Source organism: Polaribacter sp. 2305UL8-11 (assembly GCF_058147165.1).
On record NZ_JBYVJW010000005.1, the window covers coordinates 90,040 to 107,359 of the forward strand.

Sequence of the window (17,320 nt, forward strand, 5' to 3'; positions counted from 1 at the left end):
CACAATATACAAATAAAGTCACTTAGGTTTTTATTTTTTTTTTATCTTTCAAATTCTTATAAATTTTTAAAATAATAGATGAAAAAAATAGCATTACATTGGAAAATATTAATTGGAATGGTATTAGGTATCATTTTTGGTTTTATTATGAATACTGTAGATGGAGGCAAAGACTTTGTTACAGATTGGATTAAACCATTTGGAACCATATTTATAAACCTATTAAAATTAATTGCAGTTCCATTAATATTAGCATCATTAATAAAAGGAATTTCCGATTTAAAAGATATTTCTAAAATAAAAAAAATGGGGCTAAGAACCATTACAATTTATGTAGGTACAACTTTAGTTGCTATTATTATAGGTTTGGGTATTGTTAATTTAGTAAAGCCAGGTGCAGGAATGTCTGCAGATACTATAGAAAAAATTAAATCTAAATACGAAACTTCATCAGGTGTAACAGATAAATTAGCAAAAGCATCTGCACAAAATGATGCAGGACCTTTACAAGCTTTAATAGATATTTTTCCAAGTAATATATTTCAATCATTTGTTGATGCAAGTATGTTACAAATCATCTTTTTTGCAATGTTTGTAGGTATTTCTTTGTTACTAATACCAGAAAAAAAAGCAAAACCATTAGTAGATTTCTTTGATTCTTTAAACGAAATGGTAATGAAAATGGTAGATTTAATAATGCTTTTTGCACCTTATGCTGTTTTTGCTTTGTTGGCAAATGTAATTATTGCTTTTGATGATACTGAAATTCTTTTAAAACTTTTGGTTTATGCATTATGTGTAATTGGTGGCTTAGTTATAATGATAGGTTTCTACTTATTATTAGTAAGTTTTTACACCAAAAAATCTCCTATGTGGTTTTTAAAGCAAATTAGTCCAGCACAATTATTAGCATTTTCTACAAGTTCAAGTGCAGCTACTTTACCTGTAACAATGGAAAGAGTAGAAGAACATTTAGGAGTAGATAAAGAAGTTTCTGGTTTTGTTTTACCAGTTGGAGCTACTATTAATATGGATGGAACAAGCTTATACCAAGGTATTGCAGCAGTTTTTATCATGCAAGTAATTTGGCCAGAAGGTTTGACATTTTCTAATCAATTAGTTATTATTTTAACAGCACTGTTAGCATCTATAGGTAGTGCAGCTGTGCCAAGTGCAGGTATGGTAATGTTAGTAATTGTATTAGAATCTATTGGTTTTCCTGCAGAATTATTGCCTATTGGTTTAGCTTTAATTTTTGCGGTTGATAGACCTTTAGATATGATGAGAACTACTGTAAATGTAACAGGAGATGCTACAGTTTCTATGCTAGTAGCTAAATCTTTAGGCAAATTGCATGATCCTAAACCAAAAGAATGGGATGATAATTATGATAAAGTAAAATAAATATCAATAAAAAATAGTATTTTTAGACATCAATAATTAATTTTATTGATGTCTTTTATTTTTGAACAAACTTAATTTTTAACTATGAATATTTGCTTTTTAATGTATCCTTGGGAAAGTATAAAATCTCCTGAAAACGATACATCTTTAACTATTATACACGAATGTGCAAAACGTGGTCATGGAGTTGCAATCTGTACACCTTCTAACTTAACTATTAGAAATAGTGTTACCAATGCTTTTTGTACCATTTTAAATAGATTAGACAAAATACCAAGCAATATTAAAACCTACTATAATAAAACAACCACAAGAGAAGAAATGCTTCCTTTGGCAGGTTTCGATGTTATTTTTATGCGTGCAGAACCACCTTTAGATCCTTTAATGCTAAATTTTTTAGACTCTGTAAAAGATGATGTTTTTATCATTAATTCTGTACAAGGAATGCGTGAAGCTAACAACAAGTTATACACAGCCGTTTTTGAAGACCCAAATAATGAGATTATTCCTGTTACACACGTATCAAAAAACAAAGATTATTTAGTAAGAATGATTGAAGAGTCTCCTTCTGATAAAATGATTTTAAAACCTTTAAATGGTTTTGGAGGTTCTGGAGTAATTTTAATTGAAAAATCTGCAATGGGTAACATTAACTCTTTGTTAGATTTTTATATTAATAAAGGTGATGGAGACTCTGATTATGTAATTTTACAAGAATATATAGAAGGTGCAGACCAAGGAGATGTAAGAGTTTTGATTTTAAATGGAGTTCCTATTGGTGCAATGAGAAGAATTCCTGGAGATAAAGATCATCGATCAAATGTTTCAGCAGGAGGTACCATTGCAAAGCATAAACTAACTGCAGAAGAAAAGAAATTATGTGAAAAAATTGGGCCAAAGCTTGTAAAAGACGGACTTTACTTTGTGGGTATTGATGTTATTGGAGGCAAATTAGTAGAAGTAAATGTAATGTCTCCAGGAGGAATTACATACATGAATAAAGTATACAAAACAAGAATTCAAGAAAAGGTAGTCAACTTTATGGAGAGTAAAGTATTAGAAAAAGAAGCTGCTTTTAGACGTAAATCAACTTTAAAAAAATTAGTTGATGATGCTTAGAATTTAGTTGGTAGTATTCAATATTAGTTTTCAGTCGATAAATAAGATATTATTTTAACGAAGAATGAGTAAAAATTTCAACTTTAGAATATGTCCATAAAATTAAATAATCCTTTAGTTTCTGTAGATTGGTTGTACAATCATTTAAATAATAAAGATGTATTTATTTTAGATTGCACCATTCCAAAAGTAACCGCAAATAAAAACAATTTTACTACAGCAGAAAAACAACAGGTTAAAGGCGCAATTTTCTTTGATATTAAGAGTGTTTTTTCTGATAAAAATGCAGAATTTCCTAACACAGTTTTATCACCAAAAGAATTTGAAGAAAAAGTCCAAGAATTAGGCATTAATAAAGACAGTACACTTATTTGTTATGATGATTTAGGAATTTATTCATCACCAAGAGTTTGGTGGAATTTTAAATTAATGGGATTTAATAATATTGCTGTTTTAGATGGAGGTTTGCCTAAATGGAAAGCTAAAAATTATCCAACAGAAAAACCTCAAAATCAAAAATCTAAAAAAGGAAATTTTAGAGTTAACTATCAACCCCAAAAAATAAAATACACTAAAGATGTTCTTGCTGCCATTAATAATAAAAAAACAGCAATTTTAGATGCTCGCTCAAGAGGTAGATTCTATGCAGAAGCCCCAGAACCAAGAAAAGGTGTAAAAAGCGGACACATTCCTAATTCTATGAATTTGCCATATTCCGAAATTTTAAATGATGGAATGCTAAAATCAAAAGAAGAATTAAAAATAATTTTTAATCAATTAACCGCAAATAAAGAGGAAATTATATTTTCTTGCGGAACAGGAATTACAGCCTCTGTTTTAGATTTAGCAGCAGAAATTGCAGAAATAAAAAACTATGCAGTATATGATGGTTCTTGGACAGAATGGGGTTTAACAAATAATTTACCAATAGAAATAAAATGAGTATAAATTGGACAAGAAAAGAGTTTTTAGCTTACGTTTTGCTATATGCAGCACATTGCAATCATTTTGAAACGAAAGAGGAAGAAAACTATATTTTATCTTTAGTTGATGAGAACACGTTTCATAAAATCCATACAGAAGTGGTGGTAGATTCAGATGAAGATAATTTAAATAAAATACAACAATATGTCTCAGAAAATAAATTCAATCAAGAAGAAAAAGAAGCGCTTTTAAGAGAAATTAAAAATGTTTTTTTTGCAGATGGTTCTGTAGATGTTATTGAAAAGAAAGTATTTAGCATTTTAAAAAAAATAATTGGTTAGTTATGCAAAGATTATCCATAGAAAAAATAATTCAAAAAATAGAAAACGAAGAAACTTTTGAAGCAGTTTCTAAAGATTATTCATTCACTATTAAAATTGATGAATATGTGCATTATGCATGTGCAGCTGTTCATGATGGTCATCAATTTAGAAAAGAATTATGGGATAATTGTTTGCATACAGAATATGAACGCTGGTTTGAAGAAGATCCAGAAACCAAAGAAATGATAAAAAGTCATCCAATTGTAATTGCTGGTTGTGATTCTCGTTTTGAATACGATTTAAATAGAGCTCCTAAAACTGCCATTTATGAAGATGCTTGGGGTAAAAAGCTTTGGAAAAACCCTTTATCAAAAGAAATGCATACAAAAAGTTTAGAAAAACATGCAAATTTTTACAAAGTAGTTCATGCTTTAATTTCTAAATTAGAAGAAAAATTTGGAGTTTGTATTGTGTACGATATGCATTCTTATAATTGGAGACGTTGGACAAGAGAAGTGCCCACTTGGAATTTAGGAACAGGTAATATTGATAATCATAGATTTGGCAATGAAGTAGAATCTTGGAGAAAAATTCTTGGAAAAATGAAGTTTCCAAAAAATATAAAATCGACATCTTTGATAAACGATACTTTTCAAGGAAATGGTTATTTCTTAAAATACATTACCAATAATTTTAATAATACATTGGTGCTAGCAACAGAAATTGCAAAAGTATATTGTGATGAATTAGCACAAATTATGTATCCAGAAGTAGTTGCAGCTGTAGAAAAATATTTAAAAACTGCGTTAAAAGATCATGCAGATGCTTTTTATACTACACATAAATTGTAATTTTGCATTTCGCTTTTAGATATTGAATTATGAAGGATGCTGTTTCTATAAAAAATGAAAAATTATTTGAAATTGATCATAAAATTGATGCTTTAGTCAAGAAGATTGAGATGCTCAATTATGTCAACCCAAACAATATAGAATCAGAAAAAGAAAAGTTTTTTAATTCTAAGTATTTAACAGACCCCAAATTTACCTATCCAAAAAGAGATTTTGATAAATTTTCCTTGCACAAAGAGTTTTTTGCTTTAAAAATTGATGATATAGAAGATGAACGTTTGCGAGATTTCTATGAAGACATTATTTATTTTTATTCAGGATTAATACAGTGTATAGAAACCATTGGAAAAGGTAAACGTTTTTATTACAACAGTTTACGTTCTTTTGGGACACCTACAGAGCAAGATGTAGAAAACGCAAAATTTATTTTGCATTTTGAGAGCGAAGATGCCAACTCAGAAATATTTAAACCCAAGTATAAAGCATCAGAATCACATCATTTTTTTAGAGAATATTCTGAAAAGTATGATTTTAGTTACAGCATAAAAAACTCTTCTGCAATGGGTGCTATTGCAATGGTTTCTAATAGTATTCAAGCTTTGGTGTTGAATGAAAATCACCTATTTTCGGATAATGAAATTCATGTATTGACCAATCATGAAATTGGAGTACACATGGTAACTACCATGAATGGGATGCTACATCCACTAAAAATATTTTCCCATGGTTTTCCAAATAACGAAGAAACCCAAGAAGGATTAGCTGTTTTTAGCGAATACATGTCAGGCAACTTAACCATAAAACGTTTAAAAGAATTGGCATACAGGGTTTTAGCAGTAGATAGTTTAGCTAAAGGATATTCGTTTTCAAGAACTTTTCGTCTTTTACATAATGCGTATGATTTGGATAGAGAAGAAGCTTTTTATATTGCTGTACGTGCACATAGAGGAGGAGGGTTTACCAAAGATTATCTCTATTTAACAGGACTAAAAAAGATTTACGACTATCATCAAAATGGTAAAGATTTAAGTTTGTTATTAACAGGAAAAGTTTCTTTAGAGTTTGTTAATGATATTAAATACATGATTGATAACAAATATGCCATTAACGCGAAACACATAACAGATTCTTACGCAGAAAACAAAAATAGCAATAAAACTGTAGATTTTATTTTAAGAAATTTAAAGTAAAGTCTGTTTTGTTTAAGTCTTCTTTGTTTTAACAAAAATAAAGAGGCTGTCTAAAAAGTAATTAAGTATGTCAAACTGAGCTTGTCGAAGTTTTATAATTCATTGATTATCAATTATATTTCGACAAAACCTGTCTTTTGCGAAGACGAAAAGCTCCTTATGACAAGTAGTTAATTTTTTGGCTTTTCAGACAGCCTCTTTTAAATTTATTTTTTACTAGTTATTTTGCAACTAAAAACTTTATTGAAACAAGTTCTAAAGTATTTATCTTTTCTACTGTATGAGCAGTTTCTTTACTGTAAGTAAACACACAAGTTTCATTAGACATAAAAGATGTGCAATTTGTGCTATTCATAATATAATTCTTACTAGACTCAACACCATCTTTTCTAATTATAAAAATGGGTAAACCCTCAACAGATTTAGCATTATTATTTGTTAGTTTCACTTCAAAATCTAGTTTAGAAGTATCATTACCAGTATCTGGAATAAAGTTGAAACTAATTATTTCAAAAGTAAAATTTGGTAGCACTTCAGAAACATTAAGCAGAGAAGAAAGATCATAATCACAAGGAAGATCTATCCAATAAGAAGGTTCAAAAGTAAAACCAGAGGCAGTTTTTACAACATTATCTGGTACTGTAACTCTATCTACACAACCATTATTTTGCGAACAACCTACAATAAAAAAAAGCAAAAAAAGAAAAAAATACTTTTCAGTTTTCATAAAGGTAAATTACTTTGCTGGTAAAATCTTACCAACACATTCACCAAAACCAATACGAACTTTATCATTTTTACAATGTGCACGCATAATTACAGTATCATTGTCATTAATAAATTTACGTGTTGTGCCGTCTTTTAAAGTTATAGGGTTTTGACCACGCCAAGTCAATTCTAACATAGAGCCATAACTATCTTTTGTTGGACCAGAAATGGTTCCAGAACCCATCATATCTCCAGCTTCTACAGGACATCCATTTACTGTATGGTGTGCCAATTGTTGTGCCATTGTCCAATACATATATTTAAAATTAGAATTAGCAACTACAGTTTCCTCACCATTTTCTGGTTTTATTCCTACTTGTAAATGAATATCATAACTTCCTTTTCCTTCTTGTTTTAAATAAGGTAATGGTTCATGCACTTGTTTTGGATTATCTACTCTAAAAGGTTCTAAAGCATCTAAAGTAACAATCCAAGGAGAAATGGTTGAAGCAAAGTTTTTCCCTAAAAATGGACCTAAAGGAACGTATTCCCAAGCTTGAATATCTCTGGCAGACCAATCATTAAATTGTACCAATCCAAAAATATATTCTTCAGTTTCTTCAATCGGAATTCTTTCTCCTAAAACATTCGCATCTGTAGTTATAAACGCCATTTCTAATTCAAAATCTAATAATTTACTGGGACCAAAATTAGGAGTAATCTCTCCTTCATTAGGTTTAGATTGCCCAAAAGGTCTACGAATTGGAGTTCCAGAAGGAACAATTGATGAACTTCTACCATGATAACCAATAGGAACTTGCAACCAATTAGGAAATAAAGCGTTTTCTGGATCTCTGAATAAAGAACCTACATTAGTTGCGTGTTCTTTGCTTGCGTAGAAATCTGTATAATCTCCAACAGCAACAGGCAAAAGCATTTCTACTTCATCCATTCTAAAGATAATTTTATCTTTATGAGCTGCGTTATCACGCAAACTACCATTGGTAACATCAAAAACTTCTGCAATTCTATTTCTTACCAATCTCCATGTTTTACGACCATCTGCAATAAAATCGTTTAGGTTGTCTTGTAAAAAGATATCGTCTGTTAGCGGAATTCCTTCAAAATAACCTAATTGATGAAAAGCACCTAAATCTATGGCAAAATCGCCAATTCTACTTCCAATAGTAATAATATCATCTCTAGTGATAAAAACTCCAAAAGGAATATTTTGTATTGGGAAGTCTGATTCTTTATTTACTTTTAACCAAGATTTACGATTAGGGTTATTTGCTGTTATGATCATTTTAATTTGATTTATTTTTTACCAAACCTACATAATTTTTTCTCATTTTAAAATAAAAAAACAATGAAAAATGCATTTTTAACACTCCTTTATTCTAAATAAATGAATAATCTTTAAAAAACTAAAAATATCATCTAAACTAATTTTTTGCAAATGTGTTTTTTGCTATTTTTGATGCTTATTATAAAACAATAACAATGCAATTAGACAATGCTATTTTTGACCTTATTCAGGAAGAAAACGAAAGACAGTTAAATGGTTTAGAATTAATCGCTTCAGAAAATTTTGTGAGCGATCAAGTAATGAGAGCTCAAGGTTCTATTTTAACCAATAAATATGCAGAAGGTTACCCTGGAAAGCGTTATTATGGAGGTTGTGAAGTTGTTGATGTTATAGAGCAAATAGCCATAGATAGAGCTAAAGAATTATTTGGTGCAGAATATGTAAATGTGCAACCACATTCTGGTTCTCAGGCAAATACAGCTGTTTTTGCAGCATGTTTAAAACCTGGAGATACTATTTTAGGTTTCGATTTATCTCATGGAGGTCATTTAACACATGGTTCTCCTGTAAATTTTTCTGGTAAATTATATAACCCTGTTTTTTATGGAGTAGATAAAGAAACTGGAAGGATTGATTACAACCATTTAGAGCAACAAGCTAAAGAGCACAAACCAAAATTAATTATTGCTGGAGCTTCTGCATATTCTAGAGACATTGATTTTGAAAAATTTAGAGAAATTGCTGATAATGTTGGAGCTATTTTAATGGCAGATATTTCTCATCCTGCAGGATTAATTGCAAAAGGTATTTTAAACGACCCATTACCTCATTGTCATATTGTAACAACTACAACTCATAAAACTTTACGTGGTCCAAGAGGAGGAATGATTATGATTGGTAAAGATTTTGACAATCCTTTTGGAGAGACTTTAAAATCTGGTAAGCCTAAAAAAATGTCAACTTTATTAAATTCAGCAGTTTTTCCTGGTAATCAAGGAGGTCCTTTAGAGCATGTAATTGCTGCTAAAGCAATTGCTTTTGGCGAAGCTTTGACAGATGAATTTTTAGAATATCAAATACAAGTAAAAGAAAATGCTGCTGCAATGGCTAAAGAGTTTGTGGCAAGAGATTATGATATTATTTCTGGAGGTACAGACAACCACTGTATGTTAATCGATTTAAGAAATAAAAATATTTCTGGAAAAGATGCAGAAATTGCGTTAGGTAAAGCAGATATTACTGTAAATAAAAATATGGTTCCTTTTGATGATAAATCGCCATTTGTAACTTCTGGAATTCGTGTTGGAACAGCAGCTGTTACTACTCGTGGATTAGAAGAAGAAGATATGAAGCAAGTAGTAGATTTTATAGATCAAGCAATACAAAATGCAGATAATGATGAGGCTTTGCATGAAATTGGAGAACGTGTTTCTGAGATGATGAAAAGTAGAAGGTTATTTGTAATGTAGAAAAATTAATGTCATTTAAAATTTAAAGAGAAATTTTAAAAAATAATTGCGATTTTTCACAATCTTAAAAATGACAAGAAAATTAATTGTCGTATAAAAATAAAAGCATCAAGTTAATTCTTGATGCTTTTATTATCTTTAAAACAAAAACAACAAGTAAATTATGGATACTTATTTTATAGCAACAGTTTTAATATTTTTATCTGCAATTTTCGGATATATAAATGTAAAATATCTTAAAATGCCCAATACTATTGGGTTAATGATTATAACAATCTTTTTTACATTAGGTGTTTTATTGTTAAGCTATTTTGATCCAACACTACTTAATTTAGAAAGGTCTATTATTTCAAGTATCGATTTTAAAAGTGTTTTGTTAGATGAAATGTTAAGTTTCCTTTTGTTTGCAGGTGCTTTACATACCAATTTCGAACAATTAAAAATTCAACGTTGGCCAATTGTGCTTTTTTCTACTTTAGGTGTTTTAACATCAACATTTTTAGTAGGAATTGTGATGTTCTTTATCTTACAATTACTTAGTTTTCAAATAGATTTTATTTACTGTTTGTTATTTGGAGCATTAATATCTCCAACAGATCCTATTGCTGTGTTAGGAATTTTAAAAAAAGCAGGAGTACCTAAAAACCTAGAAACCAAAATTGTAGGAGAATCTTTATTTAATGATGGAGTAGGAGTAGTTGTCTTTTTAACCATTTATCAGATTGCAAAATCTGGACTTGAAAACACCACAACTTTTGATGTTGTACATTTATTTGGGCAAGAAGTTTTTGGAGGAATTTTATTAGGTGGTATTTTAGGATGGATTTCTTACAGGCTAATAAAATCTATTGATGATTATGATATAGAAGTAATTATTACTCTAGCTGCAGTAATGGGAGGTACAGTAATTGCTCATAAATTACACTTATCTGCACCTTTGGCAATGGTTGTTGCAGGTTTAATTGTGGGTAATGATACTGTTAGATCTTCTTCTATGTCTGAAATAACAGAAAAATATGTAGACAAGTTTTGGGAATTGATAGACATTCTTTTAAACGCAGTTTTATTTGTATTAATTGGTATGGAACTTTTAGTGTTGGTTTTAGAAGGAAAATATATTGTTGCTGGAATTATAGCTGTACCTATTGTTTTAATTTGCAGATATATTTCTTTGTTTTTGCCTATAAACATCTTTAAAAAGAAGTTAAAATTTGTTCCAAAAACAAATTTAATTATGACTTGGGGAGGTTTGAGAGGTGGAATTTCTATAGCACTTGCACTGGGACTTTCTGAAGATATGCATAGAGATTTATTTTTGGTAATTACTTATATTGTAGTTGTTTTTTCTATCATAGTACAAGGGTTAACTGTTGGCAAGCTTGTAAAAAAATACAAAGCATAAAAAGGCTGTCTGAAAAGTAGTTAATTTTTGACTTTTCAGACAGCCTCTGCAATTTTAGTTCGACTTAATATTAAGACCAACTTTTTATTTGTTTTTGGATATTTTCTTTAGTTTCTCCATATTTTTCTTGAATTTTACCAACTAATTTATCCATTTTTCCTTCTGCTTCTGTAGATTCATCTTTAGTGATTTGTCCATATTGGTCTTTAAATTCACCTTTAATCTGTTTCCATTTTCCTTCGTTTGTATCTGTATTCATAATTTTATTTTTTAAGATTAATAATTAATTTTTATGAGTTTTGGATTTTATCTGCAACTCTTTTGCTAGAATCGTCTGTAGCACTGTGCACTTGCTTTTCTAATTTTTCTTTATCTTCTCCTTTAAGCCTATCTTTGCTACTATCTTTATCTTTATAGCCATCTTTAACATTACCTTTTAAAGGGTGTAAACCTCTTTCGTGCTTATCTCCAGAATTTCCTTTGGTAACATTTTCTGCGCTAACTCTTTTCTCTTTTTTTGACATAATTGGTTTCTTTTCGTCAAAAATAAGAACAGATAAGAGTATTTCTTAATTCAATCGAATGAAAAGCTAGCTCAAAAGAAATTTTGAGCAGAATATGGTTTATGAAGTAATTGGTAAATTAATCTTCTTGTGCAGCTCTATCAATAATGTTTTCTGGAATCGATTTTTTAGCTTTTGCACCCATTTTTTTAAGCTTTTCTACACTATTAATCAAGTTTCCTCTACCATCAAAAAGTTTATTCATTGCATTAGAATACTCTTTTTTACTATCATCAATTCGTTTTCCAATGCCAACTAAATCTTTTAAAAGTCCGTCAAACTTGTCATATAATGCTCCAGCTTGTCTTGCAATTTCTAAAGCGTTTCTTTGCTGTTTTTCGTTATTCCACATAGTATCTATGGTTCTTAAGGTTGCTAGGAGCGTAGAAGGAGTAACTATTACAATATTTTTTTCGAAAGCTTTGTTGTATAAATGGTTGTCTGTATTTAAAGCTACTGCAAATGCAGGTTCTATAGGAATAAAAAGTAACACGAAATCTGGTGATTCTATTTTGTAAATATCTTCGTATTTTTTTTCTGATAATTGTTCTACATGACGTTTTAAAGAGTTTACATGTTCTTTTAAAAATTGAGCTTTTAAAATTTCATCTTCTTCATTTATAAATTGCTCATAAGCCACTAAAGAAACTTTGGCATCTACAATCATTTTTTTATGATCAGGTAAATGAATAACCACATCTGGCATCATTCTTTTACCATCTTCATTCGTAAAGCTTTGCTGCACATAATACTCTCTATCTTTCTCTAATCCAGACTTTTCTAAAACACGCTCTAAAACCAATTCCCCCCAATTTCCTTGCATTTTATTATCACCTTTTAAAGCTTTGGTAAGGTTTAAAGTTTCTTTACTCATTTGCATATTTAACTCTTTTAGCCCTAAAATTTGCTGACGTAAAGCTGCATGATAATCAATACTTTCTTTGTGCGTTTTATCTACTTTATCTTCAAAAATCTTTATTTTTTCTTGAAGTGGATTTAAAATTATTTTTAAATTTTCTTTATTTTGAAGTGTAAATTTTGTTGATTTTTCATCTAAAATTTTATTTGCTAAATTTTCAAATTCTTTGGTAAACTTTTCTTGCAGTTTCTCAACTTCTCCTTTATTATCATTTAATTTTTGCTGTAAATTGTTCAATTCAGCTTCCTGTCTAGTGTTTTGCGTTACTAATTGTTCTTTTTCTTGTTGATTAAATTTTAGCTCTTTTTGTAATTCAATCAAATTATTATCTACAATTTCTTTTGATTGACTTATCAAAGAAGCGCGTTCTTCTAAAGTAGCTTTTTCTTTTTCTGAAGAAAGTTTTGTTAGTAATTTGCCTATATAGAAGCCAATAGCTGCAAAAATAAGTGCTATAGCAAAGTATGTAATAAATTCTGTCATTATATCAATTTAAGTGTTTAAATTTATCACTTTAATTCACAACAATAAACCTTATTTTATGGATTTTGTGAACAATTATAATTTTTTGGATGAAAAGCATATCAAGATTCATATTATTTACCATTTTAGGTTGGAAAGTTGAAAACGATTTCCCAAAAGAACCTAAAAAATACGTAGTTATTGCTGCACCTCACACAAGTTGGGTAGATTTTCCTATTGCAATTCTAACAAGAATGAGTTTAGGTACTATGATTCATTTTATAGCTAAAGGTTCTTTATTTAAGCCACCTTTTGGTTTTATTTTTAGAAAACTGGGAGGAACTCCTGTAGATAGATCTCAAAGTAATAATTTAGTAGATGCAGTTATACAAATATTCAATTCTAAAGAAGAATTTCGGTTAGGTTTGTCTCCAGAAGGAACCAGAAAAAAGGTAGAAAAATGGAAAACAGGCTTTTACTACATTGCAAAAGGAGCTAATGTACCTATTGTAATGGCTACCTTAGATTTTGGAAATAAAAAAATAAAAATTTCTGAACCATATTACCCAACAGCCAATAAAGACAAGGATTTTGAAGTGTTTTATGATTTTTTTAAGGGTGTAGAAGGAAAAAATCCTGAATTATTTTAATTTTTTTGCTATTTATATAATAAAAATGATTAGTTTTGTACAGTAGACAATATTTTTTTAATAGAGATTAGGGGCTTTATTATTAATGAGTTTACTACAATAGCATAAGCTATGATAGATAAGTCTTCAGTTCTCTGAAGACTTTTTTTTATCTATATTTCTCAGAAACTTTTTCAGCAATACCAACAATTACTTCTGTTGCTTTTATCATAGACTCTACAGGAACGTATTCAAAACGTCCATGAAAATTATGTCCGCCAGCAAAAATATTAGGACAAGGCAATCCTTTATAAGATAGTTGTGAGCCATCTGTTCCTCCACGAATAGGTTTAATTAGTGGAGTAATTCCTTTTTCTTTCATTACTTCTTCAGCAATATCAATAATATGCATTACAGGCGTTATTTTTTCTTTCATATTAAAATATTGATTTTTTATTTCAACTTGAATATGTTCATTTTCTAAACGTTCGTTAAAATCAAATGCAATTTTTTGCATTAAATACTTGCGTTTTTCAAACAAATCTAAATCATGATCTCTAATAATGTATTCTAAAACAGTTTGCTCTACATTTCCAGTCATATCATGCAAATGGAAAAAACCTTCATAACCCGCTGTTTTTTCTGGAGTTTCTTCTGGTGGAAGAGAAGCAACAAACTCATTAGCAATAAGCATTGAATTAATCATTTTACCCTTAGCATAACCAGGATGTACAATTTTACCAGTAATTGTAACTTTTGCACTTGCAGCATTAAAGTTTTCATATTCTAATTCTCCTATTTGGCTTCCATCCATTGTGTATGCCCATTCTGCACCAAATTTTTCTACATCAAATAAATGCGCTCCTTTACCAACTTCTTCATCTGGCGTAAAACAAATTCTTATTTTTCCATGCTTAATTTCTGGATGATTGATTAAATATTCCATTGCAGTTACAATTTCTGTAACTCCAGCTTTGTCATCTGCTCCTAAAAGTGTTGTTCCATCTGTGGTTATCAAGGTTTGACCTTTGTATTGTAACAAATCTTCAAAATAATCTGGAGAAAGAATTATTTTCTTTTCCTCGTTTAAAACAATATCATTTCCTTGGTAATTTTCAACAATTTTTGGTTTTACATCTTTCCCAGTAAAATCTGGACTGGTATCTATATGTGCTACAAAACCAATGGTTGGTACTTCATAGTCTAAATTACATGGTAAAGTTGCCATTATGTAACAATTTTCATCCAAATCGACCTCTTTAAGCCCAATTTGTTTTAAATCTTCTACCAAAACTTTTGCTAAATCCCACTGTTTTTCTGTACTTGGAAAAGCAGGATTATTAGGATCTGATTCTGTATCTATTTGAACGTATTTTACAAATCGGTTGGTAATATGCTGTTTATCAATCATTTTTATTGAGTAATTTTTATTTTTTCTATCAATGCCATTGCTTTACAAAATCTTTGTTCAATTAAAGAATCTCCATAAATATCTGCTTTTGCTAAGATAAAATGTTGTTGGTCTATTTTAATATATGCTTGTAATTTTTGATATAAAAAGGATGATTTTTTCCCTTTAGAAACCACAAGATAAGCAGGTTTTTCTAAGATTTTTATCTCTTTTGCTTTTTTTTGAATAAGACTTTCGTTTAAATTTTCTTGTTCTATTTTTAGTTTGAATAAATCATTAAAAAGGATGTTGTTTTTAACATAACTCACATCAATTAAAAAAGTTTCAGTCAATTGTTTAGTAGTATCCGCAGAAAAAATAGAAGATTGTAAGTTGTCTTCATATAAACTTGTTTTCCAGTTTGAGGGAATTGTTACAGAAAATGCATTTCTAACATCATTTACAACCTCTAAATTATTAAAATTAGATGATTCGCATAGAAAATCTTTACTCAATTCAGATTGTTTTGCACAAGAAACTAAAATCAATACAAAGATTAAAGAACATTTTTTTATCATTATTGCAAAACTAATTTTCCTAATTTTTTATTTCCACTTAACCAAGCTGTATTTTTATCTACAAATTGAATGGTATAATAAGCCTCTTTAGAAACTTCCTTCCAAGAAATACCACCATCATTAGAAAAAGAAATTCCTGTTTTACCAACTGTAAAAACTTCTTTTCCATTTGTATTAGGCACATATTGTACACAACTTTTATAATTTGGTTTTTTACCATCAGCAACTAAAGTCCATGTTTTTCCACCATCTTTTGTAATAGCTTTATTTGCTTTGTTTGCTTCAGGTTTAGAATAATCGCCACCAATTACAATTCCATTGTTCTCATCAGTAAAATCAATAGAATAAATACCTTGTGGACCATTTCCTTGTATGATTGGAGTCTTATAAATTGTCCAAGTTTGCCCATAATCTGTAGATTTTAAAATACGTGCTTTTTTTCCTCCAGAAGCAATCCAAACTGTATTTCCAATTGTTTTTATATTGGTATTACTAGCTGCAAAAAACGCTTCTCCATCTTCAAAAACAGGCAATTTATCACAAGAAAGCTTCTTCCAAGTATCTCCACCATCTATAGTTAAGATAATAGAAGCACAATTTTCTGTGGGATCTCCAACAGCAATTCCATGCAAATTATCATCAAAAAATTTCATAGAATCATAAAATACTTTTTCGTGTTCTTCTTTATAAACTAAAGTTGATTTCCCATCAGAAATTTTAAACAGTAAAGCTGGGTTTCCAATAGAAAGTGCAAAGAAATCTTTTCCATTTGATGCTAAACTCCTAAAACTAGGAATTATAGAATCTTGATATTTAGGAAAATAAGTAGGTCTTGGTTTTTCTGCTTGCCAAAACAAACCAATTTCTCCATTAGAACCTGCATAAGCAACTCTATCTTTATCTAAGGCAACAATAGTTCTTATACTGGCACTATCCATTTGAAACTCTTGGATAGTTATTTTTTCAATATTTCTTGGCTCATATTCTTGTTGACAAGAAATAAATAAAATGATTGTAAAAATTAATAGGATTGTTCTGTACATTTTTGATACTTTTATACGACTAAAGTAAACAAATCATTTTGTAGATAATGAAAAAAGCATTGGTAATTTCTGGAGGTGGAAGCAAAGGCGCATTTGCAGGCGGAGTTGCGCAATATTTAATGAAAAAAGAGCAAAAAAAATACGATTTGTTTTTAGGTACTTCTACAGGCAGTTTAATGGTTTCTCATTTAGCTTTAGACATGTTAGATGAGTTAAAAGAGTTGTACACCAACGTAAATCAAAGAACAATTTTTAGTAACAATCCTTTTAAAATTAAAAAAGTAGCAGGAGAAAAAGTAATTAGTATTCGCCATTTAAATACATTCTGGAACTTTTTAAATGGTAGAAAAACTTTTGGAGAAAGTAAAAATCTAAGAAGTTTAATTAAAAAAAATATTACCAAAGAAATGTATGTTAAAATTAGAGCTGCCAACAAAGAAGTTGTGGTTACAGTCTCTAATTTAACCGCCAATCAAATAGAATATAAATCTATAAATGATTGTTCTTACGAAGACTTTTGCGACTGGATTTGGGGTTCTTGCAATTATGTGCCATTTATGAGTTTGTTAGAAAAAAACAACCAACAATATGCAGATGGTGGTTTTGGCTCTCTAGTGCCAATTCGTGAAGCAATTTTAAGAGGCGCAACAGAAATAGATGCTATTATTTTAGAAACAGAAGTAACGCAGTTTAACAAATTACCAGCAAAAAATCCGTTTTCACTACTGTTTGATGTGTTCGATTTTATGTTAACGCACGTAGAAAGACACAATATTACTATTGGCAAATTGGCAGCAACAAATAAAGATATTAAGCTAAATTTATACTATACACCAACAGTGTTAACCACAAATTCTTTAATTTTTGATGAATCTTTAATGCGTAAATGGTGGAAATCTGGGTATAAATACGCAAAATCGAAACAAGAGGAACTAATGAGCGAATTTAGACCAGATGTTTTAACAGACCAAGAAATTGAAGAAGGTATAGATGATGTGGAAGAATTAAATATTTAATTTTTTTTTGAAGCTATTTCC

18 protein-coding genes are annotated in these 17,320 nt (G+C 29.5%); 10 read left to right on the plus strand and 8 right to left on the minus strand.

Features of this window, described 5'->3' with window-relative positions; all coding sequences use genetic code 11:
- The first annotated feature begins 78 nt into the window (after positions 1-78).
- The 6 genes from ACY2RW_RS06060 to ACY2RW_RS06085 all read left to right on the plus strand — a co-directional run bounded on the left by ACY2RW_RS06060 (position 79) and on the right by ACY2RW_RS06085 (position 5,811).
- Positions 79-1,404: a dicarboxylate/amino acid:cation symporter gene (locus tag ACY2RW_RS06060; protein WP_490121808.1), complete on the plus strand. Its 1,326-nt coding sequence runs from the start codon at positions 79-81 to the stop codon at positions 1,402-1,404.
- An 84-nt stretch (positions 1,405-1,488) separates the two neighbouring features.
- The gene (gene gshB, locus ACY2RW_RS06065; protein ID WP_490121809.1) at positions 1,489-2,523 is read left to right on the plus strand and encodes a glutathione synthase; all 1,035 of its coding nucleotides are present in this window, start codon (positions 1,489-1,491) and stop codon (positions 2,521-2,523) included.
- Positions 2,524-2,613: 90 nt separating this feature from the next.
- A complete protein-coding gene (locus tag ACY2RW_RS06070; RefSeq protein ID WP_490121810.1) occupies positions 2,614-3,465 on the plus strand; it encodes a sulfurtransferase in 852 nt (283 codons plus the stop codon).
- The gene (locus ACY2RW_RS06075) at positions 3,462-3,788 is read left to right on the plus strand and encodes a hypothetical protein (protein WP_490121811.1); all 327 of its coding nucleotides are present in this window, start codon (positions 3,462-3,464) and stop codon (positions 3,786-3,788) included. The genes ACY2RW_RS06070 and ACY2RW_RS06075 overlap by 4 nt, the downstream gene beginning before the upstream one ends.
- A gap of 2 nt (positions 3,789-3,790) precedes the next feature.
- A complete protein-coding gene (locus ACY2RW_RS06080; protein WP_490121812.1) occupies positions 3,791-4,621 on the plus strand; it encodes an N-formylglutamate amidohydrolase in 831 nt (276 codons plus the stop codon).
- A gap of 29 nt (positions 4,622-4,650) precedes the next feature.
- Entirely contained in the window at positions 4,651-5,811 is a 1,161-nt protein-coding gene (locus ACY2RW_RS06085; RefSeq protein ID WP_490121813.1) for a peptidase MATCAP family protein, read from the plus strand.
- 220 nt (positions 5,812-6,031) lie between these two features.
- Here the strand turns inward: ACY2RW_RS06085 and ACY2RW_RS06090 are convergent, their stop codons facing one another.
- Together ACY2RW_RS06090 and fahA are read right to left on the minus strand one after the other, a co-directional pair.
- A complete protein-coding gene (locus ACY2RW_RS06090; RefSeq protein WP_490121814.1) occupies positions 6,032-6,508 on the minus strand; it encodes a hypothetical protein in 477 nt (158 codons plus the stop codon).
- Positions 6,509-6,547: 39 nt separating this feature from the next.
- Complete coding sequence (gene fahA / locus ACY2RW_RS06095) at positions 6,548-7,825, minus strand: fumarylacetoacetase (protein WP_490121815.1); 1,278 nt, start codon at positions 7,823-7,825, stop codon at positions 6,548-6,550.
- A gap of 197 nt (positions 7,826-8,022) precedes the next feature.
- On the opposite strand from fahA, the gene glyA reads away from it, so the two are divergent.
- Together glyA and ACY2RW_RS06105 are read left to right on the plus strand one after the other, a co-directional pair.
- On the plus strand, positions 8,023-9,297 hold the full coding sequence (gene glyA / locus ACY2RW_RS06100) for a serine hydroxymethyltransferase (protein WP_490121816.1): 1,275 nt from the start codon (positions 8,023-8,025) through the stop codon (positions 9,295-9,297).
- 163 nt (positions 9,298-9,460) lie between these two features.
- Positions 9,461-10,699 carry a cation:proton antiporter gene (locus ACY2RW_RS06105; RefSeq protein WP_490121817.1) on the plus strand — a complete coding sequence of 413 codons (1,239 nt, stop codon included), beginning with the start codon at positions 9,461-9,463 and terminating at the stop codon, positions 10,697-10,699.
- A gap of 70 nt (positions 10,700-10,769) precedes the next feature.
- Here the strand turns inward: ACY2RW_RS06105 and ACY2RW_RS06110 are convergent, their stop codons facing one another.
- The 3 genes from ACY2RW_RS06110 to ACY2RW_RS06120 form a co-directional block, all read right to left on the minus strand.
- A complete protein-coding gene (locus ACY2RW_RS06110) occupies positions 10,770-10,958 on the minus strand; it encodes a CsbD family protein (protein WP_490121818.1) in 189 nt (62 codons plus the stop codon).
- Positions 10,959-10,989: 31 nt separating this feature from the next.
- Positions 10,990-11,223 (minus strand): hypothetical protein, encoded by a 234-nt coding sequence (locus ACY2RW_RS06115; protein ID WP_490121819.1) that lies wholly within the window; start codon positions 11,221-11,223, stop codon positions 10,990-10,992.
- Between the two features lie 118 nt (positions 11,224-11,341).
- A complete protein-coding gene (locus ACY2RW_RS06120; protein WP_490121820.1) occupies positions 11,342-12,664 on the minus strand; it encodes a DNA recombination protein RmuC in 1,323 nt (440 codons plus the stop codon).
- An 89-nt stretch (positions 12,665-12,753) separates the two neighbouring features.
- Here ACY2RW_RS06120 and ACY2RW_RS06125 point away from each other — a divergent pair, with 89 nt between their 5' ends.
- Positions 12,754-13,293, plus strand: a complete 540-nt coding sequence (locus tag ACY2RW_RS06125) for a 1-acyl-sn-glycerol-3-phosphate acyltransferase (RefSeq protein ID WP_490121821.1) — start codon at positions 12,754-12,756, stop codon at positions 13,291-13,293.
- Positions 13,294-13,441: 148 nt separating this feature from the next.
- On the opposite strand, the gene pepT is transcribed toward ACY2RW_RS06125, so the two are convergent.
- The 3 genes from pepT to ACY2RW_RS06140 are packed head-to-tail and all read right to left on the minus strand — an operon-like array spanning position 13,442 to position 16,283.
- Positions 13,442-14,683 (minus strand): peptidase T, encoded by a 1,242-nt coding sequence (gene pepT / locus ACY2RW_RS06130; protein WP_490121822.1) that lies wholly within the window; start codon positions 14,681-14,683, stop codon positions 13,442-13,444.
- 2 nt (positions 14,684-14,685) lie between these two features.
- Positions 14,686-15,240, minus strand: coding sequence for a hypothetical protein (locus ACY2RW_RS06135; RefSeq protein WP_490121823.1), 555 nt, complete (start codon positions 15,238-15,240; stop codon positions 14,686-14,688).
- On the minus strand, positions 15,240-16,283 hold the full coding sequence (locus ACY2RW_RS06140) for a WD40/YVTN/BNR-like repeat-containing protein (RefSeq protein WP_490121824.1): 1,044 nt from the start codon (positions 16,281-16,283) through the stop codon (positions 15,240-15,242). The genes ACY2RW_RS06135 and ACY2RW_RS06140 overlap by 1 nt, the downstream gene beginning before the upstream one ends.
- A gap of 47 nt (positions 16,284-16,330) precedes the next feature.
- Between ACY2RW_RS06140 and ACY2RW_RS06145 the strand changes: the two genes are divergently transcribed.
- A complete protein-coding gene (locus tag ACY2RW_RS06145; RefSeq protein ID WP_490121825.1) occupies positions 16,331-17,299 on the plus strand; it encodes a patatin-like phospholipase family protein in 969 nt (322 codons plus the stop codon).
- Positions 17,300-17,320: the final 21 nt, after the last annotated feature.

What these genes read in the sequence shown, in the direction of transcription:
- ACY2RW_RS06060 (WP_490121808.1), top strand. Translation starts at nt 79, where the DNA reads ATGAAAAAAATAGCATTACATTGGAAAATATTAATTGGAATGGTATTA.
- gshB (WP_490121809.1), top strand. Translation starts at nt 1,489, where the DNA reads ATGAATATTTGCTTTTTAATGTATCCTTGGGAAAGTATAAAATCTCCT.
- ACY2RW_RS06070 (WP_490121810.1), top strand. Translation starts at nt 2,614, where the DNA reads ATGTCCATAAAATTAAATAATCCTTTAGTTTCTGTAGATTGGTTGTAC.
- ACY2RW_RS06075 (WP_490121811.1), top strand. Translation starts at nt 3,462, where the DNA reads ATGAGTATAAATTGGACAAGAAAAGAGTTTTTAGCTTACGTTTTGCTA.
- ACY2RW_RS06080 (WP_490121812.1), top strand. Translation starts at nt 3,791, where the DNA reads ATGCAAAGATTATCCATAGAAAAAATAATTCAAAAAATAGAAAACGAA.
- ACY2RW_RS06085 (WP_490121813.1), top strand. Translation starts at nt 4,651, where the DNA reads ATGAAGGATGCTGTTTCTATAAAAAATGAAAAATTATTTGAAATTGAT.
- fahA (WP_490121815.1), bottom strand. Translation starts at nt 7,825, where the DNA reads ATGATCATAACAGCAAATAACCCTAATCGTAAATCTTGGTTAAAAGTA.
- glyA (WP_490121816.1), top strand. Translation starts at nt 8,023, where the DNA reads ATGCAATTAGACAATGCTATTTTTGACCTTATTCAGGAAGAAAACGAA.
- ACY2RW_RS06105 (WP_490121817.1), top strand. Translation starts at nt 9,461, where the DNA reads ATGGATACTTATTTTATAGCAACAGTTTTAATATTTTTATCTGCAATT.
- ACY2RW_RS06110 (WP_490121818.1), bottom strand. Translation starts at nt 10,958, where the DNA reads ATGAATACAGATACAAACGAAGGAAAATGGAAACAGATTAAAGGTGAA.
- ACY2RW_RS06115 (WP_490121819.1), bottom strand. Translation starts at nt 11,223, where the DNA reads ATGTCAAAAAAAGAGAAAAGAGTTAGCGCAGAAAATGTTACCAAAGGA.
- ACY2RW_RS06120 (WP_490121820.1), bottom strand. Translation starts at nt 12,664, where the DNA reads ATGACAGAATTTATTACATACTTTGCTATAGCACTTATTTTTGCAGCT.
- ACY2RW_RS06125 (WP_490121821.1), top strand. Translation starts at nt 12,754, where the DNA reads ATGAAAAGCATATCAAGATTCATATTATTTACCATTTTAGGTTGGAAA.
- pepT (WP_490121822.1), bottom strand. Translation starts at nt 14,683, where the DNA reads ATGATTGATAAACAGCATATTACCAACCGATTTGTAAAATACGTTCAA.
- ACY2RW_RS06135 (WP_490121823.1), bottom strand. Translation starts at nt 15,240, where the DNA reads ATGATAAAAAAATGTTCTTTAATCTTTGTATTGATTTTAGTTTCTTGT.
- ACY2RW_RS06140 (WP_490121824.1), bottom strand. Translation starts at nt 16,283, where the DNA reads ATGTACAGAACAATCCTATTAATTTTTACAATCATTTTATTTATTTCT.
- ACY2RW_RS06145 (WP_490121825.1), top strand. Translation starts at nt 16,331, where the DNA reads ATGAAAAAAGCATTGGTAATTTCTGGAGGTGGAAGCAAAGGCGCATTT.